This window comes from Aquamicrobium sp., assembly GCF_023954335.1.
Classification (GTDB): domain Bacteria; phylum Pseudomonadota; class Alphaproteobacteria; order Rhizobiales; family Rhizobiaceae; genus Aerobium.
Map to the genome: position 1 here is coordinate 498,464 of NZ_JAMLIE010000002.1, position 26,758 is coordinate 525,221.

The window sequence follows — 26,758 nt, forward strand, 5'->3', positions numbered from 1 at the left end:
TACCTCAGAGGGTGAAACAATGAAAAAAACAGCAGTTGCACTTCTCGCCGGCGCGATGTCGCTGGCCGCGTTCCAGGCCCTTGCCGCGGACAAGGTCACGCTCCAGCTCAAATGGGTGACGCAGGCGCAGTTCGCCGGTTACTACGTCGCCAAGGAAAAGGGCTTCTACGAAGAGGAGAACCTCGACGTCGAGATCAAGCCGGGCGGGCCGGACATCGCCCCGCCGCAGGTGATCGCCGGCGGCGGCGCCGACGTCATCGTCGAATGGATGCCGGCGGCGCTGGCGACGCGCGAGCGCGGCGTGCCGCTCGTCAACATCGCCCAGCCCTACAAGTCGTCGGGCATGATGCTGACGTGCCTCAAATCCACCGGCATCACCGGGCCGGAGGACTTCAAGGGCCGGACGCTCGGCGTCTGGTTCTTCGGCAACGAATATCCGTTCATGAACTGGATGAACAAGCTCGGCATCCCGACGCAGGGCGGGGCCGACGGCGTCAACGTGCTGAAGCAGGGCTTCAACGTCGATCCGCTGCTCCAGAAGCAGGCCGACTGCATCTCGGTGATGACCTATAACGAGTACTGGCAGGTCATCGACGCCGGCATCAAGGAAGACGAGCTCATCACCTTCAAATACGAGGACCAGGGCGTCGCGACGCTGGAGGACGGCCTTTGGGTGCTGGAGCAGAACCTCGCCGACGAGGCCTTCGTCGACAAGATGGCTCGCTTCGTCAAGGCGTCGATGAAGGGCTGGAAATATGCCGAGGAGAACCCGGACGAGGCGGCCGAGATCGTGCTCGAGAACGACGAGACCGGTGCGCAGCAGGAGCATCACCAGAAGCGCATGGCGCGCGAGGTGGCCAAGCTGACGGCCGGCTCCAACGGCGCGCTCGACCCGGCCGACTACGAGCGCACCGTCGAGACGCTGCTGACCGGCGGCGACGAGCCGGTGATCGCCAAGAAGCCGGAAGGCGCGTGGACCCACGCCGTCACCGACAAGGCGTTCGGCGGCTGAGGCCTCTCCGGCGCATGAAGAACCGCGAACGGGAAGGGGCGGGAGACCGCCCCTTTTCCTTTGAAGGGCAGGGGTCGATCGCGAACGGCCGTGCTTCCTGAATGAAGTTCCCGAAGTATTATTGACCGACCGGACGGTTTATGGTGAGTTCGTGACTTCGCATCTGGGGAGGAGGAAGGCATGGCGCTGTCGCCGGAGGAAATCGCACGCAAGAGCGCGGACGCCATGTGGGCGCGCGACGACGCCTCGAAATGGCTGGGGATGAGCCTCGACGAGGTCGGGCCGGGGACGGCGACGCTGTCCTTCACCGTCGAGGCGCACCACACCAACGGCCACGACATCTGCCATGGCGGCTACATCTTCACGCTGGCGGATTCGGCCTTCGCCTTCGCCTGCAACTCGCACAACAGGCTGGCGGTGGCCCAGCACAACACCATCACCTATGTCGCGCCCGGCCGGCTCGGCGACCGGCTGAAGGCCGAGGCGCGCGAGATCGCGCTCTTCGGCCGCTCGGGCCTGTGCGACGTGCGCGTCACCGACCAGAACGGCAAGCTGATCGCCGAATTCCGCGGCGCGTCGCGGACGCTCGAAGGCAAGCATTTCGAGGAGTAGTAGCCCCCACAGGCATGAAAAAGCCCGCCGCCTTCCTGTCCGGGAGGCGGCGGGCTTGGTTCTTGCCGAGCCTGTCGTCAGGCGGCGGCCACGACCGGCCAGACCTCCAGCGCGCCGCGATAGATCATTTCCAGCGCGACATAGAGGATGATGACGAGGCCGACATAGGCGATCCAGCGATGCTTCTCGAGCAGCCGGGCGATGAAGCTGGCGGCGATGCCCATCAGCGCGATGGAAAGCACGAGACCGATGATGAGCACGGTCGGGTGGTCGCGCGCCGCGCCCGCAACCGCCAGCACGTTGTCGAGCGACATCGACACGTCGGCGATGATGATCTGGATCGCGGCCTGCTTCAGCGTCTTGCGCGGCGCGCCGTCGGCGACGGCGCCGCTCTTGTCGAGGTCTTCCCCGGCCAGCGCCTCCTGCGCGGCATGGGCCTCGTGATGCGGCGTGCGCAACTCGCGCCACATCTTCCAGCACACCCACAGAAGCAGGATGCCGCCGACGAGGAGAAGGCCGATGATGCTGAGAAGCTGGACCGTGATGCTGGCGAAGGCGATGCGCAGAACGGTGGCGGCGATGATGCCGATGAGGATGGCCTTGGCGCGCTGGTTGGCGGGAAGGCCCGCCGCGGCGAGGCCGATCACCACCGCATTGTCGCCGGCCAGCACCAGATCGATGGCGATCACCTGCAGGAGGGCGGAAAAGCCCTCGGGCGTGAAAATTTCCATGTTGTTGTCCCACTCTTATGAAGATGCGGCGTGGCCACGCCGCATGTCGCCCGGAGCCGGATTTTTTCCGCAGGCGATTTTACATGGGAGCAATCCTTCTCCGGTTCAAGACACGGAACGAGAATTTTGCTGTTGCCGGCGCGCCCGTCCGGCTGGCATCAGTCTGCCATGACCAAGGATGCTGGAATCGCCGCCGTCCTCGACGCGCTGAACGCCCGGGTCCAGGCGCGCGCCCGGCTGCGCGTCTGGTCGCTGGTCGTCACCGTCTTCGGCGACGCCGTCGCCCCGCGCGGCGGGCGGGTGCCGCTTGTCGTGCTTCAGGAGATCGTCGGACGGCTGGGCGTCGAGGCCGGGGCGGTGCGCACCGCCATGTCGCGGCTTGCCTCCGACGGCTGGGTCGAGCGGGAGCGGCAGGGGCGCAATTCCTTCTTCAGCCTCGGCCGCCACGGCCGCCACGCCTTCGACCTCGCGACCCGGCGCATCTATGCCGGCGGCGCGCCGGGCTGGGACGGGGGCTGGACCGTCGCCGTCGTGCCGCCGGGGACGGTCAATGCGGATACGGCCGAGCTCGAGGCGCTCGGTTTCGTCAAGGCGGCGCAGGGCGTGTTCCTGAGGCCGGAGACGGCGGGCGCGCCGGATGCCTCGGCCGGGCTTTCGGGCCTGTTCGTGGTGCGCGGCGCCAGCGCCGAGCACCCGGAGACGCTGCATGCCCTGTGGCCGTCGCAGGAAACCGCCGCCGCCTACCGCGCCTTCGCCGCGGCGTTCTCGCCGCTGCATGCGGCGCTCGCGGCCGGGGCACGGCCGCTGCCGCTCGACGCCATCGCCGCCCGCACGCTGCTGATCCACGAATGGCGGCGCATCGTCCTGCGCGATCCCGGCCTTCCCGAAAGGCTCCTGCCGCGCGACTGGCCGGGGGCCGACGCGCGCGAGCTGGCGCACGGCATCTATCGCGCGCTGGCCGGGCCGAGCGAGTCCTGGCTCGACGCCGCCGGCCTGCCGCCGCTCACCGACACGGAAGGTTTTTCCCGCCGCTGGGAAGGCTGAGCTGTTAGGTCAGCGCCCCTCGCGGATGTCGGTCAAGGTGCGCGTCGGCGTGATCGCCTCGGGGTCGAGCTTGACCTCGATAGTGGCGGGCACGCCGCTCGCCCGCGCGCGCTCGAAGGCGGGGGCGAATTCGGCGGTTTCCGTCACCGTCTCGCCATGGCCGCCATAGGCGCGGGCGAGCGCCGCGAAATCCGGGTTCTTGAGCGTGGTGCCGGAAACGCGGCCGGGATATTCGCGTTCCTGATGCATGCGGATGGTGCCGTAGATGCCGTTGTTGAGGATGACGACGATGACGGGCAAGCCGTACTGCACTGCGGTGGCGAATTCCTGCCCGTGCATCATGAAGTCGCCGTCGCCGGCCCAGACGATGACCTCGCGTTCCGGGAACAGGTGCTTGGCGGCGACGCCTGCCGGCATGCCGTAGCCCATCGAGCCGGAGGTGGGGGCCGCCTGCGTGTTGAAGCGCCGGTAGCGGTGGTAGCGGTGCATCCAGGTGGCGAAGTTGCCGGCGCCGTTGCAGATGACGACGTCTTCCGGCAGCACCTTTTCCAGATGCGCCATGATCGGCCCCATCAGCACCTTGCCGGGGCCGGTCGCCGGCGGCGTCGACCATTCGAGAAAGCTCTGGTGCAACTCCTCGGTGCGGTTCGCCCAGACCGGCGTCTTCCTCGGTGCGGTGGCGGCGAAGGCCGAAGCGAAGGCCGAAGGCGTCGCGTTGATGGCCACGGTGGGGCGATAGACGCGGCCCAGCTCTTCCGGGTCGGGATAGATGTGGACCAGCTTCTGGTCGGGGTAGGGGCTCTTCAGCAGCGAGTAGTCGGACGACGGCATCTCGCCGAAACGGCAGCCGACCAGAACCACGAGATCGGCCGCCTTGATATAGGCGCCGAGCTTGGGGTTGACGCCGATGCCGACGTCGCCGGCATAGCTGGAATGGAGCTGGTCGCACAATGCCTGTCGCCGGAACGAGCAGCCGACGGGCAGCGACCAGCGCTCCAGCGCGCCGCACATCTGCTTGACCGCTTCCTCGGTCCAGCGCGTGCCGCCGAGGATGACGAAGGGCCGCTCTGCCTTGTCGAGCAGAGCGCAAAGCGCCTCTATTTCCGGTTCGCCGGGGCGTGTCTCGACGGGCGTGTAGGGCAGCGGCGCGGGCGCCTCGACCTCGTCGGTCAGCATGTCCTCGGGCAGCGAGATCACGACCGGGCCGGGACGGCCGGAGGTGGCGACGGCGAAGGCGCGGGTGACGAGTTCGGGAACGCGGCGGGCGTCGTCGATCTCGACCACCCATTTGGCGATCGAGCCGTAGAACGCCTTGTAGTCGACCTCCTGGAACGCCTCGCGCTCCTTGATGCCGCGGCCGATCTGGCCGATGAACAGGATCATCGGGATCGAATCCTGCGCCGCGATGTGGACGCCGGCCGAGGCGTTGGTGGCGCCGGGCCCGCGGGTGACGAAGCAGATGCCCGGCTTGCCGGCGAGCCGGCCGTAGCAGTCGGCCATCATCGCCGCGCCGCCTTCCTGGCGGCAGACGATGGTCTCGATCTTCGAATCGTGCAGCGCGTCGAGCACGGCGAGATAGCTTTCGCCCGGCACGCAATAGAGCCTGTCGACGCCGTTGGCTTCAAGCGCGTCGACGATGAGTTGTCCGCCGGTTCTCATTTGCCGCTCTTCTCCAGTTCCGCGAGGATTTCTTCGGTGTGCTGGCCGAGGCGCGGCGAGGGGCGCTCGTAGGCCAGCGGGGTCGCGCTCATCACCATCGGCGCGCGCACGGAGGGCAGCGCGTTGCCGAGCCCGTCATCGAGATCGAGGCGCATGCCGCGCGCCTTCGTCTGCGGGTCGTCGAACATCTGGCCGATGGTGTTGATCGGGGAGGCGGGCACGGCCGCCTTTTCCAGCGCGGCAAGCAGCGCCTCGCGATCCCATGTCTGGGTGACAGCGACGACTTCCGCGCGCAGCCGCACGCGGTTCTTCACGCGGAGCGGGTTGGTGGCGAAGTCGGGGTCGGCGGCGGCCTTGTCCATGCCGGTGGCGGCGCAGAAACGCTGGAACTGGCCGTCATTGCCGACGGCGAGGATGATGTGACCGTCCCTGACCGGGACCACCTCGTACGGCGCGATGTTCATGTGGGCATTGCCCATCTGCACCGGCGAGTTGCCGGAGACCAGATAGTTGAGGTTCTGGTTGGCCAGCACCGAAATCTGCGAGTCGTAGAGCGCCATGTCGATGTGCTGGCCCTCGCCGGTCGCCTCGGCGTGGCGCAGCGCCGCCTGGATGGCGATGACCGAGTAGAGCCCGGTGAAGATGTCGGAGACGGCGACGCCCGCCTTCTGCGGCTCGCGGCCGGGCTCGCCGGTGATCGACATCAGCCCGCTCATCGCCTGGATGATGAAGTCGTAGCCGGCGCGCGGCGCGTAGGGGCCGTCCTGGCCGAAGCCGGTGATCGAGCAATAGACGAGGCGCGGGTTGATCGCGCGGAGGCTCTCGTAGTCGAGCCCGTATTTCTTCAGGCCGCCGAGCTTGAAGTTCTCGATCAGCACGTCGGCATCGGCCACGAGCCGGCGCACGATGTCGGCGCCCTCCGGCGTCGAGAAATCGACGGCGATCGAGCGCTTGCCGCGGTTGCAGGAATGGTAGTAGGCGGCCGAAAGGTTCTCGCCGTCATGGCTCATCACGAAGGGCGGGCCCCATTTGCGGGTGTCGTCGCCACCGTCCGGGTTCTCGACCTTGACCACGTCCGCGCCGAGATCGGCGAGGAGCTGCCCGGCCCACGGCCCGGCGAGGATGCGCGCGAGCTCGATGACGCGGATACCCTTGAGCGGCGCTTCGGCCATGACTGAGGCAGCCTCCATTTCAGCGTGGCCGAGGGGTATCAGATCGCGCGGCGGCGGGGTATCCGAAATCTCGGCATGGGATCATGCGCGCCCGTCATGACCCGCCTCGCCGCCGGCAACGACGCCTTCGGCCCATTCGGCGAAATCCTCCATGATGACGTCTCGATTCAACTCGTTGAGGGATTCGTGCCGGGTCTGAGCGTAAACCCTTGAAACGGGATTCGAAAAGCCCATCCGGCGCAGGCGGCCGGCCAGATGCTCGGTCGCTTTTGCGAAATCCGTCGCCGGATCCTTCGCGCCGCCGACGATGTGGAACGGCAGGCCGCGCGGCACGCCGGCGAAGTTGCGGTCGTCCGCGCCGGCGAAGACCAGCTCGAACACGCCTTTCCACATCCCGACCGAGGCGTCGAAGCCGCAGAGCGGGTCGGCGACATAGGCGTCGACTTGCGCGTGGTCGCGCGAGAGCCAGTCGAATGGCGTGCGCCCGTCCGTCACCTTCCTCGCCCAGTCTTGGAAGGTCAGCCGCGGCAGGATGCGCGAGGGAACGTCCGAGCCGAGCCGGAAAGTCTCCCACGCCAGCACGGCCTGCGCCAGCCGGCCGAGGAGGCCGGCCGAGAAATTGCCGTTCCAGATCGCGGTTCCGGCGATGCGGCCGTGATGGCGGAACACGAAGTTCAGCGCGATCAGCGCGCCCATCGAATGGCCGAAGACGATGACAGGCAGGCCCGGCTGCTCTTCGCCGATCAGGTCGTGGACGGCGGCGACGTCGGCGATGACGGTGTCCGCCCCGCCGCCGAACGAGCCGAGCGTTGCGCCGGGCGCGGTGGTCGCGCCGTGGCCGCGATGGTCGTGGGCGTAGGTGGCGAAGCCGTGGCCGGCGAGAAAGCGGGCGAAGCGGCCGTAGCGGGCGGCGTGCTCGGCGAGGCCGTGATTGACCTGGACCACGGCGCGCGGCGCGCCCGGCGGCAGCGCGGTGTAGAGGTTGAGCGTCGCGCCGGTCGGCGACGCGATCCTGCGCGCGGTGTCGAAGCCCATGGCCGCCCCCTTTTCCTGTCTACGGAAGGTGACGGCGAAACGGCCGCGCGGTCAAGGCCGCGCGGCCGCTGCGATCGCTTTCGCGGCGCTTCAGAAGCCGAAGACGAAGGTCGCGCCGGTGTCGCCATTGCCGTTCTGGGTGACGTGGCTGTCGGTGTTCTTGCCGAACTGGAACAGGCCGTGGGCGTTGCCGTTGCCGTTCTGGCTCAGCGTGCCGGTGTGGCCGGAGCCCTGCTGGTGGACGACGCCGACATTGCCGCCGCCGGTCTGGGCGAGGCCGGCGGCGTTGCCGAAGCCGACCTGCTTGATGCCGGAGCCGCCGGTGAAGCCGTTGACCATGGAATAGAGCGCAAGGCCGGTGCGCATGGCCTGCGCCTCGCCGGCATTGGTCGGGGTGACGGTGACGCTGACCGAGCCGCCGGCATGGGCGGGCGCGGCAAGGGCGGCCATGCCGAGCGCGGCGGCGAGGGCGGCTGCCTTGAGCGAGGACTTGACGGTGGCAGGGGCGGTGCGGGTCATGGTGGTTCTCCTCTCTGGATCGTGGGCTGAATTCGACTAGGAGAGCTTCGCAGGAAGCGCCTGAACCGGATCGGAACCTGCCGTTCATGGGTCGTTAACGAATCCGGACCGTGGATGTCCGGACAGAAAAAAGCCCCGGAAATCCGGGGCTTGGAGAAGGTCCTCGACACGATGAATCAGAGCGCGCCGCCCGTCCATTCCGCGCATTGCACGGTCTCGCCATTGGCGTTGATTTCCAGCGTGGCGTGATAGGGGCCGCTGCCGCCGAGCTGGACCGAGCCGAGGGTGGCGCTGGCGCCGGCCGCCGCGCCGAACGGGCCGCCCTGCCGGACCTGCGTGCCCGCGCCCGACACCTCGAAGCGGTACGAGCCGGACAGCGCCTCCGCGCCCTCGGCGCGGCCTTCGAGCGTGACGATGCCGCGCGAGGCGCTGGCGACGATCTCGCAATGCATCCTGTCGGCACCGGCGCGGCTGGCGCTGACCGCGCCGACGGCGGCGAAGGCGGTGGCGAGGCTGGCGACCATCGAGGCTGCCCAGATCGAATAATGCTTGGTGCTTTCGGTCATGGTCGTTCTCCTGTGGTTTCTCAGGGGCGCGAAGCCGCCGGAGATGGGGGCTCTCCGGCGGCTGGGCTCGATGCCGGGAAAGGTTACGGGCAGGTCTGGACGAAGGCCGCGACGTTGCCGCTGCCGGTCTGCGCCACCGCGGCGTCGCATCCGTTGCCGACCTGGACGCCGGCGGCGATGTTGCCGTTGCCGTCCTGCACGAGGATCGAGTTGTGGTTCGATCCGAACTGGGCGACGCCGCCCTGATTGAAATTGCCCTGCTGGTAGCTGTCGGCACTGTTGTTGAAGCCGTCCTGGCCGATGGCCGAGACGTTGCCGTGGCCGTGCTGCTGGCTGACCGCGCCGTTGAAGACGCCGTTCTGGAATACGCCGATGGCGTTGCCGGTGCCGGACTGCGCGCCGCCGGCCGAATTGCCGAAGCCGTACTGGTCGAGCCAGACGCTGTTGGCGGAAGCCGGCAGGGCGCCGAGGGCGACGATGGCGGCGGCAGCGGCGGTGATGAAGAACTTGCGGGTCATGGTCTTTCCTCCTTGGGGTGGGGTTCGTTTCAACGTCCCCACACTCGCCCACCCATCCGGAACCGGTCCTGAACCCCGCGTTCATAAGGCGTTCACGGAATCTTAACCCGTGCTTGACGGCGCGCCGGCAAAGGCTTTCACTTGGCGCGTGGGTGGTGTCCGGGGAGGGGAGCCGGCATGAAGGCGAACAGGATTGGCCTCGTCCTGCCGGTTCTGGCGGGCATGCTGGCCGGCACTCTGGCGGGCTGCGCGAAGAACCCCGACGCGATTGCGCCGATCTCGATGCCGGTCAACGCCTATGCCGGGCTTTCCTGCGACCAGCTCGTCGTCGAGCACCGGCGCTCCGCAGCCGCCCTTGCCGCGGTGTCGCAGCAGCAGAAGCAGGCCGCGACCGGCGACGCCGTCGGCGTATTCTTCATCGGCGTTCCGGTCAGCTCGCTCTCCGGCGGCGACAAGGAGGGGCTGGTGGCCCTGCACAAGGGCGAGATCGTCGCCATCGAGGGCGCGATGCGGACGCAGCACTGCGCGGCGCCCGCGCCGGAAGCCGCCGCCCCGGCCCGGACCCCCGCCTCGGCTTCTGCTCCCCCGGTGACGCCGCCTCCGCCGCACTAGGCACGGATTGCCCTTCCCGGCGCTATCGCCTACATACGCGCCAACCATTCCTTCCCTGACAGGAACAACGGAGTCTTCGCGCGCCATGGCACGCCAGTTCATCTATCACATGTCGGGCCTGACCAAGGCCTACGGCGCCAAGAAGGTGCTGGAGAACATCCATCTCTCCTTCTACCCCGACGCCAAGATCGGCATTCTCGGCCCCAACGGCGCCGGCAAGTCGACTATCCTCAAGATCATGGCCGGGCTCGACAAGGAGTGGAGCGGCGAAGCGTGGCTCGCCGAGGGTGCGACCGTCGGCTATCTCGCGCAGGAGCCCGAACTCGACCCCGCTCTCAACGTCTTCGGCAACGTCATGGAAGGCGTGGCGAAGAAGACCGCCATCATCGAGCGCTACAACGAGCTGATGATGAACTATTCCGACGAGACGGCGGACGAATCGGCCCATCTCCAGGACGAGATGGATCGCCTCAACCTGTGGGACCTCGAGCAGCAGGTCGAGATGGCGATGGAGGCGCTGGCCTGCCCGCCCAAGGACGCGGACGTCACCAAGCTGTCGGGCGGCGAGCGCCGGCGCGTCGCGCTGTGCCGGCTCTTGCTTTCCGAGCCGGATCTGCTCCTCCTCGACGAGCCGACCAACCATCTCGACGCCGAGACCACGGCGTGGCTGGAAAAGCACCTGCGCGCCTACAAGGGCGCGGTGATGATCATCACCCACGACCGCTACTTCCTCGACAACGTCACCGGCTGGATTCTCGAGCTGGATCGCGGCCGGGGCATCCCGTACGAAGGCAACTACACGGCCTATCTCGAAGCCAAGGCCAAGCGCCTCAAGCAGGAAGGCCGGGAAGACGATGCGCGCCAGCGCGCGATCAGCCGCGAGCGCGAGTGGATCGCCTCCAGCCCCAAGGCGCGCCAGACCAAGTCGAAGGCGCGTATCCAGGCGTTCCAGGACCTTCTGGACGCGGCCGACAGCCGCCGTCCGACCGACACGCAGATCGTCATCCCGCATGGTGAGCGCCTCGGCAACGTCGTCATCGAGATCGAGGGCATCTCCAAGGGTTTCGGCGAGCGGCTCCTGATCGACGATCTCTCCTTCAAGCTGCCGCCCGGCGGCATCGTCGGCGTGATCGGGCCGAACGGCGCGGGCAAGACGACGCTGTTCAAGATGATCACCGGTCAGGAAACCCCGGACAAGGGAACCGTTCGCGTCGGCGAGACGGTGAAGCTCGGCTATGTCGACCAGAGCCGCGACGCGCTCGACCCCGACAAGACCGTATGGGAAGAGATTTCCGGCGGCGCCGAGGTGGTGAAGCTCGGCAAGCACGAGGCCAACACGCGCGCCTACTGCTCGTCCTTCAATTTCCGCGGCGGTGACCAGCAGCAGAAGGTCGGCAACCTCTCGGGCGGCCAACGCAACCGCGTACATCTCGCCAAGATGCTTAAGACCGGCGGCAACGTCCTGTTGCTCGACGAGCCGACCAACGACCTAGACACCGAGACGCTGGCCGCGCTGGAAGACGCGCTGGAGAACTTCGCCGGCTGCGCCGTCATCATCAGCCACGACCGCATGTTCCTCGACCGCCTCGCCACCCACATCCTCGCCTTCGAGGGCGACAGCCATGTCGAATGGTTCGAGGGCAACTTCGAGGACTACGAAGCCGACAAGATCCGCCGCCTCGGCCCCGATTCGGTGAACCCCAAGCGCGTGACATACAAGCGCCTGACGCGGTAGGATCGGCGCTTCGTCCGGAGGATCGATCCATGCGCAGGGTCTTCGTTCTCTCCTTCGTCCTGGCGGCGGGCATCGCCGCCGGGGCGCTTCCCGCCTCCGCCAAGCCGGCGCGCTGCTTCACCACCGACGACGGCTACTACCCGTGCGACTTCAAGGGGCTGGACCGGCAGGGCAGCTTCGAGATTTCCGCGCGCGGCTATCCCACCTATACGCTGTGGATCGATAGCCCCGGCTTTGCCGCCAGCTTCGTCAGCCTCAGCGGCCGCAGCGTCGCGCTGCCGGGCCTCTATGTGCGCCAGCGCGACGACGGCGCCTGCTGGTCGAACCCGCAAACCAGCACCCGCATCTGCGCCTGGTAGGAAAGCCCCGCCGCGCCGCCACGGTTAATCTGCCGTAAAGGCAATCGGCATAATTCTAGCTGTCGCGCGGGGCGGCGGCTCTGGCGCGCGCATCGCCGCATGTTCGGGACAGGGTCATGAAACGCGTCATCATCAGCGGTATCGGCGTTTCCATACCGGAAGCCTCCATTTCCAACGAGGAGCTGGTCGACTGCTTCAACGCATGGGTCGATAGCGAGAACCCGAAGCGCGCGGCGCGCGGGGAGGAGCCGCTGCTGAAATCGAGCGCCGATTTCATCTACCACGCCTCCGGCATCAAGCGCCGCCATGTCCATACGCGCGACGGCATCCTCGACGTCGAGCGCATGACGCCGCGCATCCCCGCGCGCGACGACGACGCGCTTTCGGTGCTGGCCGAGTTCGGCGCCGCGGCCGCGCGCGCCGCGCTCGACGACGCCGGCGTCGCGGCCGAGAGCGTCGACCTCGTTATCTGCGCCTCCTCGCATCTCCAGCGCATGTATCCGTCGATCGGCATCGAGATCCAGCAGGCGATCGGCGCGAAGGGCGCGGCGTTCGACCTGTCGCTCGGCTGCTCGTCGGCGGCGGGCGGCCTCCACACGGCGTTCAACCTCGTGCGGGCGGGGGCGCATCGCCGCGCCCTCGTCGTCACGCCGGAGCTGATCACCGCGCATCTGAATTTCCGCGACCGGCAGACGCATTTCATCTTCGGCGACGCGGCGACCGCGCTGCTCATCGAGGCGGCCGAGGAGGGTGAGACGACGGCGGGCCGCTTCGAGGTGCTGGACACGCGCAACTGGACGCAGTTCTCCAACAACATCCGCTCGAATTTCGGCTACCTCAACCGCGCCGCGCAGGACGATGTCGGCGTCATCCGCGCCGAGGGCAACCTGATCAAGCAGCAGGGCAACAAGGTGTTCAAGGACGTGACGGTGGCGAGCCACCGCTTCATCGTCGATTTCCTCGCCGAGCACGGCCGCACGCCGCAGACGGTGCGCCGCTTCTGGCTGCACCAGGCGAACGCCCGCATGAACCAGATGATCCTCAAGCTCGCCTTCGGGCGCGAGATCGGCCACGACATCGCGCCGATGGTGCTGGAGGAGCTGGGCAACACCGCCGCCGCCGGCGCGGTCGTGGCGCTGGCGCAGAACCATCGCGACATGAAGGCGGGCGAATACGGCCTCTTGTGCACCTACGGCGCGGGCTATTCCATCGGCGGCGCGCTGCTGCGCATGATGTAGGCTGGAGGCCGACCGATCACGGTCGCGAATGGATCCGTCAGCGTTTTTGACTGGACCCGCGCGCCGCGCGCGGGCATGGGTTCCCTCCGCTCAGCAGGACGAGGGCCGCGATGACGACGCTATTTCCCATGCGCGAGGACGAGATCGAGATACGCCCGGCGCGCAAGCTCGCGGCGAAGGTCGCGGGAACGTTCGTCGCCCCGGGCAATAGTTTCGAGACCTTCGCCGCCCCGGCGCTCGACCTTACCTTCGACGGCATCGGCGGCGACTATCACGCCGGCCCGACGCGCCGCTCGGGCGGGCGCGAGCCGTGGTATCCGCGCGGCACGGAAATGCGCAACGAGCGCCAGATCTCCATCGTCGCGCCGGACGAGCTCGCCGTGGTGGCCGGGCGCATGGGGCTTGGCGATATCCGCCCCGAATGGATCGGCGCCAACCTCCTTCTCGACGGCGTGCCGCGCCTGTCGATGCTGCCGTCGGGAACGCTGCTGTTCTTCTCCGGCGGGGTGACGCTGAAGGTCGACGGCCAGAACAAGCCCTGCCGCATCGCCGGCCGCCTGATCGCCGAGCGCGCGGCCATGGCCGACACGGAGGCGGGCGCGCTGGCCTTCCCGAAATCGGCCCAGCGCCTGCGCGGCCTCGTTGCATGGGTGGAAAAGCCGGGCCGCATCGAGAACGGCGAGGCGGTGTCGGTGCGGGTGCCGGAGCAATGGATATATTGAGGGAGTAGTGAGTAGGGAATAGTGAGTAGTGGAAAAGCGAATAGCGAATAGGGAGTAGCGAATAGGGATTGCCCTCGCGAAGGGATGCGATCCATTCTACTCACTACTCACTACTCACTACTCACTACTCACTACTCACTACTCACTACTCACTACTCACTACTCACTACTCACTACTCACTACTCACTACTCACTCTCCTCCCCATCCAGCAGCCGTGTCGCCCGCCACCGCGTCAACGTCCGGTTGATCTCGTCGACGACGAAGAAGCGGGCAGCGTCGCGGTCGTAGCCTTCGGCCAGCAGCCGGTCGTAGTCGGTGTGCGCGTGGCGGACATGGGCGATGGTGGCGAGCCAGACGGCGATGGAGGCGGGCATCTCGCGCATGTCGCGTGCGCCCGCCCCGGCGCGGATCGCCTCGATGTCGGCATAGGGCGCCATCGGCAGAAGCGCGGTCAGCGCCCGGGCGATGGCGCGGGTCCGCCCCGTCGTCGCCGCCATCAGCTGCCGGCCACGGCGTCGGGCACCGCGTCAGTGCCGGGGAAATAGGGTTTTATGTCGAGGACGGGCGTGCCGTCGATGACGTCGATGGCGTCGAGATGGAGAATGCCGGCGGCGATGTCGACGCCCGCGAGGCCGACGATATGCAGGCCGATGGGATTTGGCCTCACCGGCGAGCGCAGCGCGAAGGTGCCGCGCGCCAGCGGCGCATGGCGCGGCTTCTGGACGATCAGGTCGCGCCGCGACCGGTCGAGCCAGGTCAGAACGATGACATGGGTGGCCCCTTCCAGCCCCGAAAGGCCGGCGCGGTAGTCGGCGGCAATCTCGACCTTCGCCGCCCGGCCCTTGTCGCGCGCCGCCGCGACGTTGCGGGGGCAGTCGGCGCGGCTGGTCCATGGCGAGCGCACGCGGCCGATGAAGACGAGCCCCGCGTCGCGCGCGCGCGCGGCCGGGTCGAAGGGAAGGGCGATCTCGCCCTCGCGCGGCGCCTCGTCCCGTGTCGCGTCGTCGTCCTGCCCGCTCATCTTTCACCTCGTGGCGCGGTTGCGCCGAATTGTTGTCTTCCAGCGACATGGCGCTTGCGCCGTATGCGTGGACGATATAAATATATCTTTATATGTTTTGGAGCAACGGATGCTGACACGTCCCTCGACCGGCCTCACCGTGATGGTTGATACAATGAAGGCCGCGGCCGAATCCAGCCGGCTGCGCATCCTTCTCCTGCTCGCGCGCGGCGATCTCACCGTCACCGACCTGACCGAAATCCTCGCCCAGTCGCAGCCGCGCGTCTCGCGGCATTTGAAGCTCCTGATGGAGGCGCGTCTGGTCGAGCGGTATCAGGAAGGATCGTGGGCGTTCTTCCGCCTGTCCGACAGCGAGGCCGAGCGCGATTTCCTCGCCGGCATCATCGGCCGCGTCGATCCGGCCGATCCGGTGGTCGAGCGCGACCTGGAGCGGCTCGCTGCGGTCAAGCGCAAGCGGCAGGAGCGGGCGGCCGACTATTTCAGCGCCAACGCCGCGAGCTGGGACCATATCCGCTCCCTCCACGCGCCGGACGGCGCGGTCGAGGCGGCGCTGAAGGAGCTGATCGGCACGCGGCCGTTCCAGTCGATGCTCGACCTCGGCACCGGCACCGGCCGCCTGCTCGAGCTCTTCGCGCCGCTCTACCGGCGCGGCGTCGGCATCGACCTGTCGCGCGAGATGCTGGCCGTGGCGCGCGCCAATCTCGACCGGGCCGACGTCGCCCATGCGCAGGTGCGCCAGGGCGACATCTACGCGCCGCCGGTCGAGCGCGACGGTTTCGATCTCGTGACCATGCACCAGGTGCTGCATTATCTCGACGAGCCGGGCGTGGCGATCCGCGAAGCGGCGCGGCTGCTGCGGCCCGCGGGGCGGCTGGTGATCGTCGATTTCGCCCCTCACGCGCACGAGTTCCTGCGCGAGGAGCACGCCCATGTGCGCCTCGGCTTCTCCGACCGCCAGATCGAAGATTGGCTGGAGGAAGCGGGCCTCGACCTCGAGGCGAGCCGCGTCTTCGCGCCGGCCGGGGCCGGCGGCCTCACCGTGAAGCTGTGGCTGGCCCGCGACCGCCGGCTGCTGATCGCGGACCCCCAGACATTGCAGACCGAATTGAAGGAGACCGCCTGATGGCCGATCCCCGCCTTTCCCGCCGCCCCGACGCCGGCAGCCGGATCAACGTCTCGTTCGAGTTCTTCCCGCCGAAGACGGACGAGATGGAGGAGCGGCTGTGGGAGACGGTGACGCGGCTGGAGCCGCTTGGTCCCCGCTACGTCTCCGTCACCTACGGCGCCGGCGGCTCGACGCGCGAGCGCACGGCGCGCACGGTCGGGCGCATCCTGCGCGAGACGAGCCTCGCGCCGGCCGCGCACCTGACCTGCGTCGACGCGACGCGCGCCGAGGCGGACGCGGTGATCCGCGATTTCGCCGCCATGGGCGTCACCCGTTTCGTCGCGCTGCGCGGCGATCCCGCCGCCGGGGTCGGCGCGGCCTATCGCCCGCACCCGGACGGCTACACCAACGGGGCCGAGCTGACGGCCGCGATCCGCCGCATCGGCGATTTCGACGTCTCGGTCTCCGCCTATCCGGAGAAGCACCCCGAGAGCGCCGATTTCGCCACCGACATCGACATGCTCAAGCGCAAGGTCGATGCCGGCGCCACCCGCGCCATCACCCAGTTCTTCTTCGACAACGACCTCTACGAGCGCTATGTCGAGCGCGTGCGCCGGGCCGGGGTCTATATCCCGATCGTTCCGGGCATCCTGCCTATCCACAATTTCCGCCAGGTCGCCGGCTTCGCCGGCCGCTGCGGCGCGCATGTGCCGGCCTGGGTGGCCGAGCGCTTCGCCGGGCTGGAGAACGATCAGCAGACGCATGCGCTGGTCGCGGCGGCGGTTGCGGCCGAGCAGGTGCTCGACCTCGTCGAGCGCGGCGTCGAGGAGTTCCACTTCTACACGATGAACCGGGCCGACCTCGCCTTCGCCATCTGCCACCTGATCGGGGTGCGCCCGCAGGCGGCCGTGGCGGCGTAGATCGCGGAAGCCAGGGTCTATTCGTGAAGAAGGGCCGATTCGTGAAGAAGGCCGGGGCTGGCCCGGCCTTCCTCTGGTCCGTTATGCCTGAGGATAAGTGAGCGCCTTACTGGCGCTCGTGCCCATGTCAGGGAAGAACCCCGATAATGACAGCGCCGACAAAGGCGAACGCGGCACAGAACATCAATGCGTTGATCGGTCGTGCAAGTCCCATTGGCATGATCTCCTCTGCGGACTTTCATGGAGTCTAGGCCGGATTGGGCCGCTGGCAAGCGCAACTTGTGCTGCAACGCCGCACGGCTCTGGAAAATCCATGCTCTGCCGAAGGTCAGGATTCTGATTTTCCACGCGAAATCCGACCCGCTGCGCCTGTGAAAAAAATCGGCGGCAAATCAGCGCGGCGAGGGCGCGCACGCCGGGCCGCTGCCGGATTTGCGTTCTTTTTCGTGGTGCGCCGGCCTGATAGGGTTCGCGCATCGATTTGAGGAGGCATCGTTGCAGAGATTCGAGAATGCGCGCGAGGCCGCGCTTGCGCTGCGCCCCGACGACCCGGTCTATTGCTTTCGCCCGCAGGTGCTGAAGGACGACTGCCGGCGCTTCATGGAGATGTTTCCCGGCAAGACCGCCTATGCGGTGAAGACCAATGGCGAGGCGATGGTGCTCAGGACGCTGGCCGAGGCCGGCGTCACCGCCTTCGACGTCGCCTCGCCGGGCGAGTTCGCCGCCGTGCGCGCGGTCGCCCCCGACGCGGAGATGCTCTACATGCATCCGGTCAAGGCGCAGTCGCACATCCGGCTGGCGCTGGAGGAATACGGCATCCGCGTCATCGCCGTCGACCACGAGGACGAGATCGCCAAACTGACCCGTGTGGTGCGCGCGCTCGACATCGACCCCGGCACGATCACCGTCTTCGTCCGCATCCAGACCAAGGGCAGCGCGACCTACGAGCTGTCGAAGAAGTTCGGCGCCGGGCCGGCCGCCGCGGTCGAGCTGATCGACCGCTTGGGGCGGGCCGGATACAAGGTCGGCATCTGCTTCCATGTCGGCAGCCAGATCGAGGACCCGGACACCTACGAGCGGGCGCTGGCCTCGGCCGACTGGGTGCGCAACCGCGCCGGCGTCGAGATCGCCGGGCTCGACGTCGGCGGCGGCTTCCCGGCCGAATACGGCCACGACCCGAACCGCAAGAAGCCGCAGATGCCCTCGCTCGACGAGATCATGGCGCGGCTGGGCAAGGACATCGCCGAATGGGGCTTTGCCGACACGCCGCTGGTGGCGGAGCCGGGTCGCGTCATCGTCGCGCGCGCCTTCTCGCTGATCGTGCGGGTGCTCATGCGAAAAGGGCGGCGGCTCTACATCAATGACGGCATCTGGGCGTCGCTGTCGGATTCATGGACCGGCAAGATCACGCTGCCAGCCCGGTTCATCCCCGATCCGGCGATCCGCTCGCGCAACGGCGACCGGGACACCATCGTTCCGTTCAAGGTCTGCGGCGCGACCTGCGATTCGGTCGACATCCTGTCGCGCCCTTTCTGGCTGCCCGAGACCGTCGACACCGGCGACTGGATCGAGATCGGCCATATCGGCGCCTATTCGCTGTCGCTGCGGACGCGCTTCAACGGCTTCTACCCCGACGATTTCGTCGAGATCACCACGCCGTTCGACGAAGGCGGGATGCCGGAAGGGTTCGCGAGCCTGGAGACGATGGGATCGTGAAGGGAAGAGTGAGTAGTGAATAGAGAGTAGTGAATAGTGAATAGTGATCAGAGTATGGGATTGATTTTTTAAATCTTCCTATATTTCGCTACTCACTACTCACTACTCACTACTCACTACTCACTACTCACTACTCACTACTCACTACTCACTACTCACTACTCACTACTCACTACTCACTCACAAATTCGACAACAACGCCGGCGTCGGCCAGCCGTCGGCGGGCAGGCCGAGGCGGATCTGCTCGAGGCGCACGGCGTCGCGGGTCTTCTGGCCGAGGATGCCGTCGATGCCGCCGACGTCGTGGCCGCGCGTTTCGAGCTTCTGCTGTAGAAGCTTCATGGCGTCGCCGGTCAAGCCCTCATCGGGGCTGCGCGGGTCGAATTTCGGCGCGCCGTCGAGCCGCGTGGCGAGGTTCGCCGCCGTCAGCGTGTAGACGATCGACTGGTTCCATTCGAGATAGATGTCGAAATTGGGATAGACGAGGAAGGCCGGTCCCTTGTGGCCCATCGGCAGCATCAGCCCGGCCTCGGGCCGGGAGGTGTCGAGCGCGCGGCCGTCGCGGGTCGTCACGCCCCACCCGGCCCATTGCGACACCGGCAGCTTGTTGAGGCGGCCCGTCTCCTCCCACGGCATCTCGCCCGGCACGCGGACCTCCTCCATCCACGGCTCGCCCGGCCGCCAGCCGCGCGAGCGGATCTTGGCGGCGGTGGTCATGATGACGTCGGGGGCGGAGCGGCGCACGTCGACCTTGCCGTCGCCGTCGCCGTCGACGCCCTTGGTGAGGATGTCGGACGGCAGCATCTGGGTCTGGCCGATCTCACCCGCCCATGCGCCCTCAACGTCGGCGGGCAGCGCGCCGGTGTCGATCAGGGTCAGCAGCGGCACCACCTGCGGCCGGAACAGATGCGGCCGGCGGCAGTCATGCGCCAGCGTGACCAGCGCGTTCAGCGTGTTGAAATCGCCCTGCACCGCGCCGAAATCGGTTTCCAGCGCCCAGAAGGCGGAGATGACCGGGCCGGGGACGCCGAACTCGCGCTCGGCCCGGGCGAAGACATCGGCGTGCTTCTTCAGGTTTCCCGCGCCGTGGGTCAGCCGGTACTGGTTGATCATCCGGCCCGAGAACTCGATGAAGGTCTGGGTGAAGACGCCCTGCGCCCGGTCGCGCGCCAGCACCCGCTGGTCGACCTGCGCGCCGCGCAGCGCCGCAAGGCCGCGCTCGCCGACGCCGGCCGCCCGCGCTTCCTCGCCGATCCCGGCCTTCCAGGCGGCGAAATCGCCGCCGCATTCCTGCGCGAGCGCGGGAAGGGCGGCCGCGAGCGTGGCGGCGAGGGCGAGCGGCAAGCGTTTCATGCGTGGTCTCCAGCGGGGGTCCTGTCGGCGCGATTGTGACGGATCGGGCCGCAAAAGCCGAGATAAATTCACCGTTACCGGATGTGACGTTTCAGCCATGTCTGCCATTGCGCCTTCGTGCCGTTGAAGACGTTGATGTCGGCGTCGCCCTTGATCCCCGGCACTTCGCCCGTCCCGGTATATTGCCAGAACAGGAAGGGGTGCTTGCCGTAGAGGTCGTCGGGATGGGCGGCGACCGAGCGCAGCCACCAGTCGTTGCCGCCGAAGCCGGCCAGGCCGTTGCGGTCGAAGAAGTCGATGGTGGTGTAGACGATCGGCCGCTTGCCGTAATGGCGCTCCAGCATGTCGAGGAAGACGCGCATCTCGGCCCGCACCGTCTCGGGCGGGGGACGCAGCTTGCAGCTCGGCGACTTGTGGTTCCACTCCATGTCGAGCACGTGCGGCAGCGTTCCGGCCTCGCGCGGCACGTTGCGGATGAACCATTCCGCCTGCTCCTTCGCCGGGCGGCAGAAATAGTAGAAATGATAGGCCGAGCGCGGGATGCCGGCGGCCTTGGCCTCGCGCCAGTGCTGGTGGAACCTGTCGTCGAGCCGGTCGCCGCCCTCGGTCGCCTTGATGAAGACGAAGGAGATGCCGCTCGCCTTCGCCGTCTGCCAGTCGACGCTCTGCTGGTATTTGGAGACATCCGTGCCGTGGACGGCGTAGGTCCAGGGCGCGCGGCTGCCCCACGGGTGCGGCTTGCGGTCGCCGAAGCGCGGATGGATGGCGGTGGGCGAGTGGGGCGCGGTCAGCACCTGCGGCTGCGCCGTCTGCTGCGGCTGGCCGGGCACGACGTCGGCGAAGTCGTAGCCGACGCGGGTGCAGGCCGCCAGAAAGAGGGCAACGGGCAGGACGAGGGCAAGGACGGTCGAGCGCCGCATCGGTTCTCCTTCGCGCATGGGGGCCGCGCATGGGCCGCGCCGAATCGCGGGCGCCGGGGAAGAGAATACCGATCCCGATTGATTTTTCGCTGCCGCCGCCCAAAAGTCTCGCCGCAAAGGCAACGTAATGGCGGCGATTTGAAGGCGGCCGCGGATCGGGGGCGACGTGCGGGTTCTGGGCAAGCTTTTGAAATGGCTGGCTGGGCTGGCCGTCGTGCTGGCGGTCGGCGTCGCCGGCTGGCTCACCTTCTCGCCGCCGGCGCTGATTCGCGTGGCGACCGCCTATTCGGCCAAGATCGTCTGCTCCAACCAGTTCCTCGCCTGGCGCGACGGGCAGGAGGTGCTGGCGCTCGACGTGCAGGCGCCGGGCCACCCGATCCTGGAATATATCTCGGTCGACGTCGACCCAGCCGGGCGCACGGTGTCGGCGAAGCTTCTCGGCCTGTTCGGCGAAGGCAGGGCGATCTACCGCTCCGGCGCGGGCTGCACCAGCGTCCCCTATGGCGCGGAGGCTGCGGCCATTCCCGCCGTGCCGGAGGCCGGCCCGCCGAACATGGCGGCGCTGTGGCCGGCGGGCGAGCGGGTGGAGCCGTCGCAGGACCCGGCGCTGGCCGCGATCCTTGACGACGCCGGGATGGCCGGCCCCGGCATGCGCGCCATCGTCGTCGCGCACAATGGCCGCCTCGTCGGCGAGCGCTACGGCGACGGCTTCAAGGCGGACACGCCGCTGCTCGGCTGGTCGATGACCAAGACGGTGACGGCGGCGATCATCGGCACGCTGGTGCGCGAAGGGCAGTTGTCGATCGATCAGGACGGGCTGTTCGAGAACTGGAACGGCGACGAGCGCGGGTCGATCACGGTGGCCGACCTCCTGGCGATGTCGAGCGGGCTCGAATTCAACGAGGATTACGGCGACGTCACCGACGTCACCCGCATGCTCTATCTCGAATCCGACATGGCGGGCTTCGCCGCCGACAAGCCGCTCGCCGGACGGCGCGGCGAAACCTTCAACTATTCCTCGGGCACGACGGTGGCGCTGTCGCGCATCTGGCAGGACGCCTTCGCCGATCCGGCCGAGGCGCTGGCCTGGCCGCGCACCGCGCTCTTCGGCCCGCTCGGCATGGCGAGCGCGGTGATGGAGACCGACGCGTCGGGCACCTTCGTCGGCTCGTCCTATCTCTACGCCACCGCGCGCGACTGGGTGCGCTTCGGCGAGTTCCTGCGCAACGGCGGCGCGTGGGCCGGGCAGCAGATCCTGCCCGAGGGTTTCACCGACTGGATGCGGGAGGAAGCGCCGGCGTCGGACGGCAGATACGGCCGCGGCCATTTGTGGCATGCCGGCCCGGGCGACGACGATTCCGGCTTCGGCCTGCCGGACGACACGGTCTGGCTGCGCGGCCATGACGGGCAGACCGTGGCGGTCATCCCCTCGCACGGGCTGGTCGTCGCGCGGCTCGGCCTCAGCCCGTCCAAGCTCGGCTACCGGCCGCAACGGCTCGTCGCGGCGCTGGCGGCGCTCTACGGCGAGCAGGATGAGTAGAGACGCCGGCCGCCGCCGGGATGGAACAATGGCGGCCGCGCCGCGGTTCTAGGCACGGGGGCGACGCTGGAGGACTATGCGCATGGCCCGGCTCGAGCTTGCCACCGAGGACGACCGGCACATCGTCGTCACCCGCTTCGTCGCGGCGCCGCCCGAGGCGGTCTACCGCGCCCATGTCGAGGCCGACACGATACGGCGCTGGATGCTCGGGCCGGAAGGATGGGAGATGCCGGTCTGCGTCAGCGACCCGCGGCCGGGCGGCGGCATCCGCTTCGAATGGTCGGACGGGAAGGACGGCAGCTTTCACCTGACCGGCGAATATGTGGCGCTGGAGCCGTTCAGCCGCATCGTCCATGTCGAGCGCATGTTCCTGCCGGATCCGACGCCCGACAACCATGTCGAGACGCGCTTCGTACCCGAGGGCGAGGGAACGCGGATCACCATGCGCATGACGCTGCCGGACGGGCAGACGCGCGACGCGATGCTGGAAAGCGACATGGCCGAGGGCATGGAGCGGAGCTACGAGCGGATGGAACGGATGCTCGCGGCATCTCGATCCTGAGCGTCACCTTGCCGGCGTTACGCGCCGGGGGCCGTAACGTATCGAAATCCAATGTTATGAAACCCGCGCGGTTTTCTTGCATTTCCTTCCCGACCGCGCCCCGTAACGGGGCGGTCGCAAATGAAGGAGATAGGGAATGAACAAGCTGATCCTCGCTTCCGTTTCCGGCATCGCGCTGATGGGCCTTGCCGCGTGCAGCGACACCGACGGCACCACCACCCAGGCCACTCCGCCCGAGCAGGTGCAGCCGATGGAAGAGCCGAATGCGGCTCCGACGCCGCCCGCCGAGCCGACCGCCCCGGCCGTGCCGCCTGCCGACTAGCTTCTCCCCCCGACGCGGAAGGCGGGCGCGCCCGGCGCGAACCCCGCCTTCCGCGGAAGGCCAAACTCAAGGCCAAACTCAAGGCCAAACTCCGGGCGTCGCCCTTCGGGGCGCTGCCCGCGTCCACGAAGCATCTCGCCAGCGGCGACGATTCCCCTTATGAAGCGCCCATGTCTATCTGGGCGCGGATAAGCGAATTCCTCACTACGGTGCCGGCCAATGCGCTTTCGGGCGTCATCGAGGCCGTGCGCACCGCGCTCTCCGGCGACCCGCAGCTTCGCCGCCGCGTCGCCTTCTCCATCGCCATGATCGCGCTGTCGGCCAAGATGGCCAAGGCGGACGGCGTGGTGACGCAGGACGAGGTCCGCGCCTTCCAGCAGATTTTCATCGTCCCGCCGGAGCAGACCCGCAACGTCGCCCGGCTGTTCGACCTCGCCAAGCAGGACATCGCCGGCTTCGAGGCCTATGCCGAGCGGCTCGCCGGGCTGTGCGGCAACGGCCGGCCCGACTGCGCGATGCTCGAGGACATTCTCGACGGCCTGTTCCACATCGCCGCCGCCGACGGCGTCGTCCACGAGCGCGAGGTCGGGTTCCTGCGCCGCATCTCTGAGATCTTCGCGGTCAGCGAGGAGCGGTTCGAGATCATCCTGTCGCGCCATGCCGTGGCCGGCGAGGCCGATCCGTGGCGGGTGCTCGGGCTGGAGCTCGGCGCGTCCTTCGATGAGGTCAAGGCGCAATACCGCCGCATGGCGGCCGAGAACCATCCCGACCGGCTGATCGCCCGCGGCGTGCCGGAAGAGTTCCTCGCCATCGCCAATCGCCGGCTCGCCGCGATCAACGCCGCCTACGAGACCATCGAGCGCTCGAGACGGCCGGCATGAGCGGCTTTTCCCCCGATCATCCGGGCGCGGAGGTGAGGGTTTCGCCCAATTTCGGCATGCGGCGCGAGGGGATGCGGGCCGATTGCCTGATCCTGCACTATACCGGGATGGAGACGGGGCAGGCGGCGGAAAGCTGGCTCTGCGCGCCCGAAAGCGAGGTTTCGGCCCATTATGTCGTGCACGAGGACGGCCGCATCGTGCAGATGGTGCGCGAGAGCGACCGCGCCTGGCATGCCGGCAAGGGGTCGTGGAAGGGGCGTTGCGACGTCAACTCCTTCTCCATCGGCGTCGAGATCGTCAATCCCGGCCCGCTCGGCGATTTTCCCGATTTTCCCGACGCGCAGATCGAGGCGGTGGCCGCGCTCTGCCGCGACATCTGCGCCCGGCACGGCATCGCGCCGGAGCGCGTGCTCGCCCATTCCGACGTCTCGCCGGGGCGCAAGATCGACCCGGGCGAGCGGTTCCCGTGGGGGAAGCTGCACGCGCTCGGCGTCGGCCACTACGTCGCGCCGGCCCCGGTGCAGGGCGGGCGGTTCCTCGCGTCCGGCGACCGGGGCGAGCCGGTCGAGGCGTTCCAGTCGATGCTGTCGCTCTACGGCTACGGGCTGGAGATCACCGGCGTCTTCGACGAGGAGACGCGCCTCGCCGTCGAGGCGTTCCAGCGCCATTTCCGCCCGGCGCGGGTCGACGGCGTCGCCGACCGCTCGACCATCGAGACGCTGCATCGCCTGCTCAGCGCCTTGCCCGCGCTTTCGGCCTGACCCGCATCCGGATCGGGCCTGCTGTCACATTCTGTCATGCAAAGTGACTTGAGCGGCCATGTTTGCCACCCAATCGGCCGGCACATGAGCGCCTGCGTCGCCGCCGAAACCTGCTTCACACGATCCCATCGGGGCGGCGACGGAAGGCCAACCCGCCGCGTTTGAAACGCGCCAGCCAAGAACGGACCCAATGAAGAAACTGACCTTCGCGACGGCGGCCCTCGCCGCCGGCCTCGCCGCTTTTGTGTTTCCCGCCCACAGCGAGGGAATGGGCGACGTCCATTCCATGTTCGCGACCCACGCCCCGGTGAAGGCGGCCGCGGCCGCTCCCGCCGTCGACCCGACCACCACCGCCTCGATCGCCGCGGCGAAGCCGCGCATCGCCGGCAAGGCCTCGGCCTATGACCTCATCATCACCAAGCACGCGCAGCAGCACGGCGTTCCGGTGGCGCTCGCCCGCGCGGTGGTGCGCATCGAGAGCAATTTCCGTCCCAATGCCCGCGGCCGGGCCGGCGAGATCGGCCTCATGCAGATCAAGCCGGCGACGGCGCGGATGATGGGCTATTCGGGAGGCGCCAAGGGGCTCTACGATCCCGAGACCAACATCCGCTGGGGCATGAAGTATCTGGCCAAGGCCCACAAGCTCGGCGGCGGCGACACATGCGGCACGATCCTGCGCTACAATGCCGGCCACGGCGCCAAGCGCATGAACAAGGTTTCGGCCGCCTATTGCGCCAAGGTCAAGCGCCACATGACGGGTGCCTGACGTATTGCGGTTGCAATTTTGCCCGTGACCCCCTTTATACGCTTCGTCAGTCGGCCGGGCGGCCGCGCCGGCACCGGCCGAAAGGCCGCCGGCGAGGAAAGTCCGGGCTCCAGGAAACACGATGCCGGCTAACGGCCGGCGGGGGCGACCCCAGGGAAAGTGCCACAGAGAGCAGACCGCCCCGCCTGCTGACCGGCCCTGAATGACGGGTCGGTGAGCTGGCGGGGCAAGGGTGAAAGGGTGGGGTAAGAGCCCACCGCGCGACCGGCAACGGGAGCGGCACGGCAAACCCCATCGGGAGCAAGACCGAATAGGGACGGCGCGAAGGGCGACCTTCAGGCAGTTTCCGGCCAGCCGTCCGGGTAGGTTGCTTGAGGCGGGCGGCAACGCCCGTCCCAGACGAATGGCCGCCACGTTGCGTCGCCTCGGCGGCGCGGCCATACAGAACCCGGCTTACAGGCCGACTGACGCTTTCGTTTCAACGGGTTGGCGCGCGAATTGCAGAAAGCGATTCATCGCCTTCGCGTTTCGATTCAAGCCGCGCGCGGATCGTTCTGCTGCGCCGGCTGCTTCACAGGAAAGGGCGCTGCCGCTCTTCCTCGTTCTCCCAGCCGGCGAGCTTGGCCAACCCTTCCTCGTCGAGCACCTCGCAGCCGCCGTCGCGCCAGCGCAGCAGCTTCCTGTCCGCCAGCTTGCGCACCGTCTTGTTGGTGTGAACGACCGACAGGCCGAGCGTGTCGGCGATATGCTGCTGGGTGATCGCCATGGTGAAGGTGGCCTTTTCCGGCACCAGCCCCGACGTCCTCGCGCGGCCGACGAGGAAGGCGACGAGATAGGCGAGCCGCTCGAGCGCGCTGCGCCGGCCGATGCTCAACAGGTTCTCGTCGAGCATGCATTCCTCACGCGAGGCGAGCCACGTCACGTCGTAGGCGAGCTCGGGATGCTGGCGGTAGAGCGACATCAGCCTGGTGCGCTCGAACACGCACAGCGTCATCGGCGACAGCGCCTCGATGGAGTGGTGCATCTCGTCCATCAACGTGCCCTGAAGGCCGATGAGGTCGCCCGGCATGACGTAGTTGACGATCTGCCGGCGCCCGTCCTGCAGGAGCTTGTAGCGGAAGCCCCACCCTTCGAGAACCGTGTAGAGATGCGGGGTCTTGGTGCCCTCGCACAGCACGGTCGCGCCCTTGTCGACGACCAGCTCGCCGCGCTTGAAGGAGGAGACGAAGTCGAGCTCCTCGTCGCTGAAATTGCGGAACGATTTCTGCCGGTGCAGGGGGCACCGTTCGCATGGGTATTTGCGGGTGGATCGCGAGGGATCGTTCGACATGAACGCCTTAACGCCCCGCCGCGAC

29 protein-coding genes and 1 other RNA gene are annotated in these 26,758 nt (G+C 67.9%); 18 read left to right on the forward strand and 12 right to left on the reverse strand.

Annotated elements, in window-relative coordinates; translation table 11 throughout:
* Window positions 1–19: 19 nt before the first annotated feature.
* On the forward strand, window positions 20–1,012 hold the full coding sequence (locus tag M9945_RS15045) for an ABC transporter substrate-binding protein (protein ID WP_367945257.1): 993 nt from the start codon (window positions 20–22) through the stop codon (window positions 1,010–1,012).
* Between the two features lie 180 nt (window positions 1,013–1,192).
* The gene (gene paaI / locus M9945_RS15050) at window positions 1,193–1,624 is read left to right on the forward strand and encodes a hydroxyphenylacetyl-CoA thioesterase PaaI (protein WP_367930941.1); all 432 of its coding nucleotides are present in this window, start codon (window positions 1,193–1,195) and stop codon (window positions 1,622–1,624) included.
* A gap of 77 nt (window positions 1,625–1,701) precedes the next feature.
* Here paaI and M9945_RS15055 read toward each other — a convergent pair whose 3' ends face one another.
* Entirely contained in the window at window positions 1,702–2,355 is a 654-nt protein-coding gene (locus tag M9945_RS15055) for a TerC family protein (protein ID WP_367945258.1), read from the reverse strand.
* Between the two features lie 168 nt (window positions 2,356–2,523).
* Between M9945_RS15055 and M9945_RS15060 the strand changes: the two genes are divergently transcribed.
* Entirely contained in the window at window positions 2,524–3,399 is an 876-nt protein-coding gene (locus M9945_RS15060; protein ID WP_367930939.1) for a PaaX family transcriptional regulator C-terminal domain-containing protein, read from the forward strand.
* Window positions 3,400–3,408: 9 nt separating this feature from the next.
* On the opposite strand, the gene M9945_RS15065 is transcribed toward M9945_RS15060, so the two are convergent.
* The 6 genes from M9945_RS15065 to M9945_RS15090 form a co-directional block, all read right to left on the reverse strand.
* On the reverse strand, window positions 3,409–5,058 hold the full coding sequence (locus M9945_RS15065) for a thiamine pyrophosphate-binding protein (RefSeq protein WP_367945259.1): 1,650 nt from the start codon (window positions 5,056–5,058) through the stop codon (window positions 3,409–3,411).
* Window positions 5,055–6,230: a CaiB/BaiF CoA transferase family protein gene (locus M9945_RS15070; protein WP_367945260.1), complete on the reverse strand. Its 1,176-nt coding sequence runs from the start codon at window positions 6,228–6,230 to the stop codon at window positions 5,055–5,057. The genes M9945_RS15065 and M9945_RS15070 overlap by 4 nt, the downstream gene beginning before the upstream one ends.
* An 81-nt stretch (window positions 6,231–6,311) precedes the next feature.
* Window positions 6,312–7,265: an alpha/beta fold hydrolase gene (locus M9945_RS15075; protein WP_367945261.1), complete on the reverse strand. Its 954-nt coding sequence runs from the start codon at window positions 7,263–7,265 to the stop codon at window positions 6,312–6,314.
* A 90-nt stretch (window positions 7,266–7,355) separates the two neighbouring features.
* Window positions 7,356–7,784: a curlin gene (locus tag M9945_RS15080; protein WP_367945262.1), complete on the reverse strand. Its 429-nt coding sequence runs from the start codon at window positions 7,782–7,784 to the stop codon at window positions 7,356–7,358.
* A 176-nt stretch (window positions 7,785–7,960) separates the two neighbouring features.
* Window positions 7,961–8,350, reverse strand: a complete 390-nt coding sequence (csgH, locus tag M9945_RS15085; RefSeq protein WP_367945263.1) for a curli-like amyloid fiber formation chaperone CsgH — start codon at window positions 8,348–8,350, stop codon at window positions 7,961–7,963.
* 83 nt (window positions 8,351–8,433) lie between these two features.
* Window positions 8,434–8,868, reverse strand: coding sequence for a curlin (locus M9945_RS15090; protein ID WP_367930933.1), 435 nt, complete (start codon window positions 8,866–8,868; stop codon window positions 8,434–8,436).
* Window positions 8,869–9,045: 177 nt separating this feature from the next.
* Here M9945_RS15090 and M9945_RS15095 point away from each other — a divergent pair, with 177 nt between their 5' ends.
* The 5 genes from M9945_RS15095 to M9945_RS15115 all read left to right on the forward strand — a co-directional run bounded on the left by M9945_RS15095 (window position 9,046) and on the right by M9945_RS15115 (window position 13,534).
* A complete protein-coding gene (locus tag M9945_RS15095) occupies window positions 9,046–9,480 on the forward strand; it encodes a hypothetical protein (RefSeq protein ID WP_367945264.1) in 435 nt (144 codons plus the stop codon).
* A gap of 85 nt (window positions 9,481–9,565) precedes the next feature.
* Complete coding sequence (gene ettA, locus M9945_RS15100) at window positions 9,566–11,215, forward strand: energy-dependent translational throttle protein EttA (protein WP_367945265.1); 1,650 nt, start codon at window positions 9,566–9,568, stop codon at window positions 11,213–11,215.
* Window positions 11,216–11,244: 29 nt separating this feature from the next.
* Entirely contained in the window at window positions 11,245–11,574 is a 330-nt protein-coding gene (locus M9945_RS15105; protein WP_367945266.1) for a hypothetical protein, read from the forward strand.
* A gap of 116 nt (window positions 11,575–11,690) precedes the next feature.
* The gene (locus tag M9945_RS15110; protein WP_367945267.1) at window positions 11,691–12,812 is read left to right on the forward strand and encodes a beta-ketoacyl-ACP synthase III; all 1,122 of its coding nucleotides are present in this window, start codon (window positions 11,691–11,693) and stop codon (window positions 12,810–12,812) included.
* Between the two features lie 110 nt (window positions 12,813–12,922).
* Window positions 12,923–13,534, forward strand: coding sequence for a molybdenum cofactor sulfurase (locus M9945_RS15115; protein ID WP_367945268.1), 612 nt, complete (start codon window positions 12,923–12,925; stop codon window positions 13,532–13,534).
* Window positions 13,535–13,721: 187 nt separating this feature from the next.
* On the opposite strand, the gene M9945_RS15120 is transcribed toward M9945_RS15115, so the two are convergent.
* Together M9945_RS15120 and tsaA are read right to left on the reverse strand one after the other, a co-directional pair.
* On the reverse strand, window positions 13,722–14,033 hold the full coding sequence (locus M9945_RS15120; RefSeq protein WP_367945269.1) for a DUF2293 domain-containing protein: 312 nt from the start codon (window positions 14,031–14,033) through the stop codon (window positions 13,722–13,724).
* Window positions 14,033–14,557: a tRNA (N6-threonylcarbamoyladenosine(37)-N6)-methyltransferase TrmO gene (gene tsaA, locus M9945_RS15125; protein ID WP_367945270.1), complete on the reverse strand. Its 525-nt coding sequence runs from the start codon at window positions 14,555–14,557 to the stop codon at window positions 14,033–14,035. Before tsaA ends, M9945_RS15120 begins: the two co-directional genes overlap by 1 nt.
* 109 nt (window positions 14,558–14,666) lie before the next feature.
* On the opposite strand from tsaA, the gene M9945_RS15130 reads away from it, so the two are divergent.
* The 3 genes from M9945_RS15130 (at window position 14,667) to M9945_RS15140 (ending at window position 18,298) form a co-directional block, all read left to right on the forward strand.
* On the forward strand, window positions 14,667–15,680 hold the full coding sequence (locus M9945_RS15130) for an ArsR/SmtB family transcription factor (RefSeq protein ID WP_367945271.1): 1,014 nt from the start codon (window positions 14,667–14,669) through the stop codon (window positions 15,678–15,680).
* Window positions 15,680–16,582, forward strand: coding sequence for a methylenetetrahydrofolate reductase [NAD(P)H] (gene metF, locus M9945_RS15135; RefSeq protein WP_367945272.1), 903 nt, complete (start codon window positions 15,680–15,682; stop codon window positions 16,580–16,582). The genes M9945_RS15130 and metF overlap by 1 nt, the downstream gene beginning before the upstream one ends.
* A gap of 495 nt (window positions 16,583–17,077) precedes the next feature.
* Complete coding sequence (locus M9945_RS15140) at window positions 17,078–18,298, forward strand: alanine racemase (RefSeq protein WP_367945273.1); 1,221 nt, start codon at window positions 17,078–17,080, stop codon at window positions 18,296–18,298.
* Between the two features lie 180 nt (window positions 18,299–18,478).
* Here the strand turns inward: M9945_RS15140 and M9945_RS15145 are convergent, their stop codons facing one another.
* Window positions 18,479–19,651, reverse strand: coding sequence for a lytic murein transglycosylase (locus M9945_RS15145; protein WP_367945274.1), 1,173 nt, complete (start codon window positions 19,649–19,651; stop codon window positions 18,479–18,481).
* Between the two features lie 74 nt (window positions 19,652–19,725).
* Entirely contained in the window at window positions 19,726–20,571 is an 846-nt protein-coding gene (locus M9945_RS15150; RefSeq protein ID WP_367945275.1) for a GH25 family lysozyme, read from the reverse strand.
* Between the two features lie 166 nt (window positions 20,572–20,737).
* Here M9945_RS15150 and M9945_RS15155 point away from each other — a divergent pair, with 166 nt between their 5' ends.
* From M9945_RS15155 to rnpB, 7 genes are all read left to right on the forward strand, one after another.
* Window positions 20,738–22,111: a serine hydrolase domain-containing protein gene (locus tag M9945_RS15155; protein ID WP_367945276.1), complete on the forward strand. Its 1,374-nt coding sequence runs from the start codon at window positions 20,738–20,740 to the stop codon at window positions 22,109–22,111.
* 82 nt (window positions 22,112–22,193) lie between these two features.
* Complete coding sequence (locus tag M9945_RS15160; RefSeq protein ID WP_367945277.1) at window positions 22,194–22,673, forward strand: SRPBCC domain-containing protein; 480 nt, start codon at window positions 22,194–22,196, stop codon at window positions 22,671–22,673.
* 136 nt (window positions 22,674–22,809) lie between these two features.
* Window positions 22,810–22,995: a hypothetical protein gene (locus tag M9945_RS15165; protein WP_367945278.1), complete on the forward strand. Its 186-nt coding sequence runs from the start codon at window positions 22,810–22,812 to the stop codon at window positions 22,993–22,995.
* Window positions 22,996–23,165: 170 nt separating this feature from the next.
* Window positions 23,166–23,876, forward strand: a complete 711-nt coding sequence (locus M9945_RS15170) for a TerB family tellurite resistance protein (RefSeq protein ID WP_367945279.1) — start codon at window positions 23,166–23,168, stop codon at window positions 23,874–23,876.
* Window positions 23,873–24,637 carry an N-acetylmuramoyl-L-alanine amidase gene (locus tag M9945_RS15175; RefSeq protein WP_367945280.1) on the forward strand — a complete coding sequence of 255 codons (765 nt, stop codon included), beginning with the start codon at window positions 23,873–23,875 and terminating at the stop codon, window positions 24,635–24,637. Before M9945_RS15170 ends, M9945_RS15175 begins: the two co-directional genes overlap by 4 nt.
* 190 nt (window positions 24,638–24,827) lie before the next feature.
* Window positions 24,828–25,403, forward strand: coding sequence for a lytic transglycosylase domain-containing protein (locus M9945_RS15180; RefSeq protein WP_367945281.1), 576 nt, complete (start codon window positions 24,828–24,830; stop codon window positions 25,401–25,403).
* Between the two features lie 46 nt (window positions 25,404–25,449).
* Window positions 25,450–25,875, forward strand: an RNA gene (gene rnpB / locus M9945_RS15185) — RNase P RNA component class A.
* Between the two features lie 99 nt (window positions 25,876–25,974).
* Here the strand turns inward: rnpB and M9945_RS15190 are convergent.
* Complete coding sequence (locus M9945_RS15190) at window positions 25,975–26,733, reverse strand: Crp/Fnr family transcriptional regulator (RefSeq protein WP_367945282.1); 759 nt, start codon at window positions 26,731–26,733, stop codon at window positions 25,975–25,977.
* Window positions 26,734–26,758 lie beyond the last annotated feature (25 nt).

Coding starts and splice junctions, on each gene's coding strand:
- M9945_RS15095 (WP_367945264.1), top strand. CDS start 9,046: ATGAAGGCGAACAGGATTGGCCTCGTCCTGCCGGTTCTGGCGGGCATG.
- M9945_RS15090 (WP_367930933.1), bottom strand. CDS start 8,868: ATGACCCGCAAGTTCTTCATCACCGCCGCTGCCGCCGCCATCGTCGCC.
- M9945_RS15150 (WP_367945275.1), bottom strand. CDS start 20,571: ATGCGGCGCTCGACCGTCCTTGCCCTCGTCCTGCCCGTTGCCCTCTTT.
- M9945_RS15075 (WP_367945261.1), bottom strand. CDS start 7,265: ATGGGCTTCGACACCGCGCGCAGGATCGCGTCGCCGACCGGCGCGACG.
- M9945_RS15055 (WP_367945258.1), bottom strand. CDS start 2,355: ATGGAAATTTTCACGCCCGAGGGCTTTTCCGCCCTCCTGCAGGTGATC.
- M9945_RS15160 (WP_367945277.1), top strand. CDS start 22,194: ATGGCCCGGCTCGAGCTTGCCACCGAGGACGACCGGCACATCGTCGTC.
- csgH (WP_367945263.1), bottom strand. CDS start 8,350: ATGACCGAAAGCACCAAGCATTATTCGATCTGGGCAGCCTCGATGGTC.
- M9945_RS15170 (WP_367945279.1), top strand. CDS start 23,166: ATGTCTATCTGGGCGCGGATAAGCGAATTCCTCACTACGGTGCCGGCC.
- ettA (WP_367945265.1), top strand. CDS start 9,566: ATGGCACGCCAGTTCATCTATCACATGTCGGGCCTGACCAAGGCCTAC.
- M9945_RS15060 (WP_367930939.1), top strand. CDS start 2,524: ATGACCAAGGATGCTGGAATCGCCGCCGTCCTCGACGCGCTGAACGCC.
- M9945_RS15045 (WP_367945257.1), top strand. CDS start 20: ATGAAAAAAACAGCAGTTGCACTTCTCGCCGGCGCGATGTCGCTGGCC.
- paaI (WP_367930941.1), top strand. CDS start 1,193: ATGGCGCTGTCGCCGGAGGAAATCGCACGCAAGAGCGCGGACGCCATG.
- M9945_RS15190 (WP_367945282.1), bottom strand. CDS start 26,733: ATGTCGAACGATCCCTCGCGATCCACCCGCAAATACCCATGCGAACGG.
- M9945_RS15065 (WP_367945259.1), bottom strand. CDS start 5,058: ATGAGAACCGGCGGACAACTCATCGTCGACGCGCTTGAAGCCAACGGC.
- M9945_RS15130 (WP_367945271.1), top strand. CDS start 14,667: ATGCTGACACGTCCCTCGACCGGCCTCACCGTGATGGTTGATACAATG.
- M9945_RS15175 (WP_367945280.1), top strand. CDS start 23,873: ATGAGCGGCTTTTCCCCCGATCATCCGGGCGCGGAGGTGAGGGTTTCG.
- M9945_RS15110 (WP_367945267.1), top strand. CDS start 11,691: ATGAAACGCGTCATCATCAGCGGTATCGGCGTTTCCATACCGGAAGCC.
- M9945_RS15165 (WP_367945278.1), top strand. CDS start 22,810: ATGAACAAGCTGATCCTCGCTTCCGTTTCCGGCATCGCGCTGATGGGC.
- M9945_RS15070 (WP_367945260.1), bottom strand. CDS start 6,230: ATGGCCGAAGCGCCGCTCAAGGGTATCCGCGTCATCGAGCTCGCGCGC.
- tsaA (WP_367945270.1), bottom strand. CDS start 14,557: ATGAGCGGGCAGGACGACGACGCGACACGGGACGAGGCGCCGCGCGAG.
- M9945_RS15120 (WP_367945269.1), bottom strand. CDS start 14,033: ATGGCGGCGACGACGGGGCGGACCCGCGCCATCGCCCGGGCGCTGACC.
- M9945_RS15145 (WP_367945274.1), bottom strand. CDS start 19,651: ATGAAACGCTTGCCGCTCGCCCTCGCCGCCACGCTCGCGGCCGCCCTT.
- M9945_RS15115 (WP_367945268.1), top strand. CDS start 12,923: ATGACGACGCTATTTCCCATGCGCGAGGACGAGATCGAGATACGCCCG.
- M9945_RS15105 (WP_367945266.1), top strand. CDS start 11,245: ATGCGCAGGGTCTTCGTTCTCTCCTTCGTCCTGGCGGCGGGCATCGCC.
- metF (WP_367945272.1), top strand. CDS start 15,680: ATGGCCGATCCCCGCCTTTCCCGCCGCCCCGACGCCGGCAGCCGGATC.
- M9945_RS15180 (WP_367945281.1), top strand. CDS start 24,828: ATGAAGAAACTGACCTTCGCGACGGCGGCCCTCGCCGCCGGCCTCGCC.
- M9945_RS15080 (WP_367945262.1), bottom strand. CDS start 7,784: ATGACCCGCACCGCCCCTGCCACCGTCAAGTCCTCGCTCAAGGCAGCC.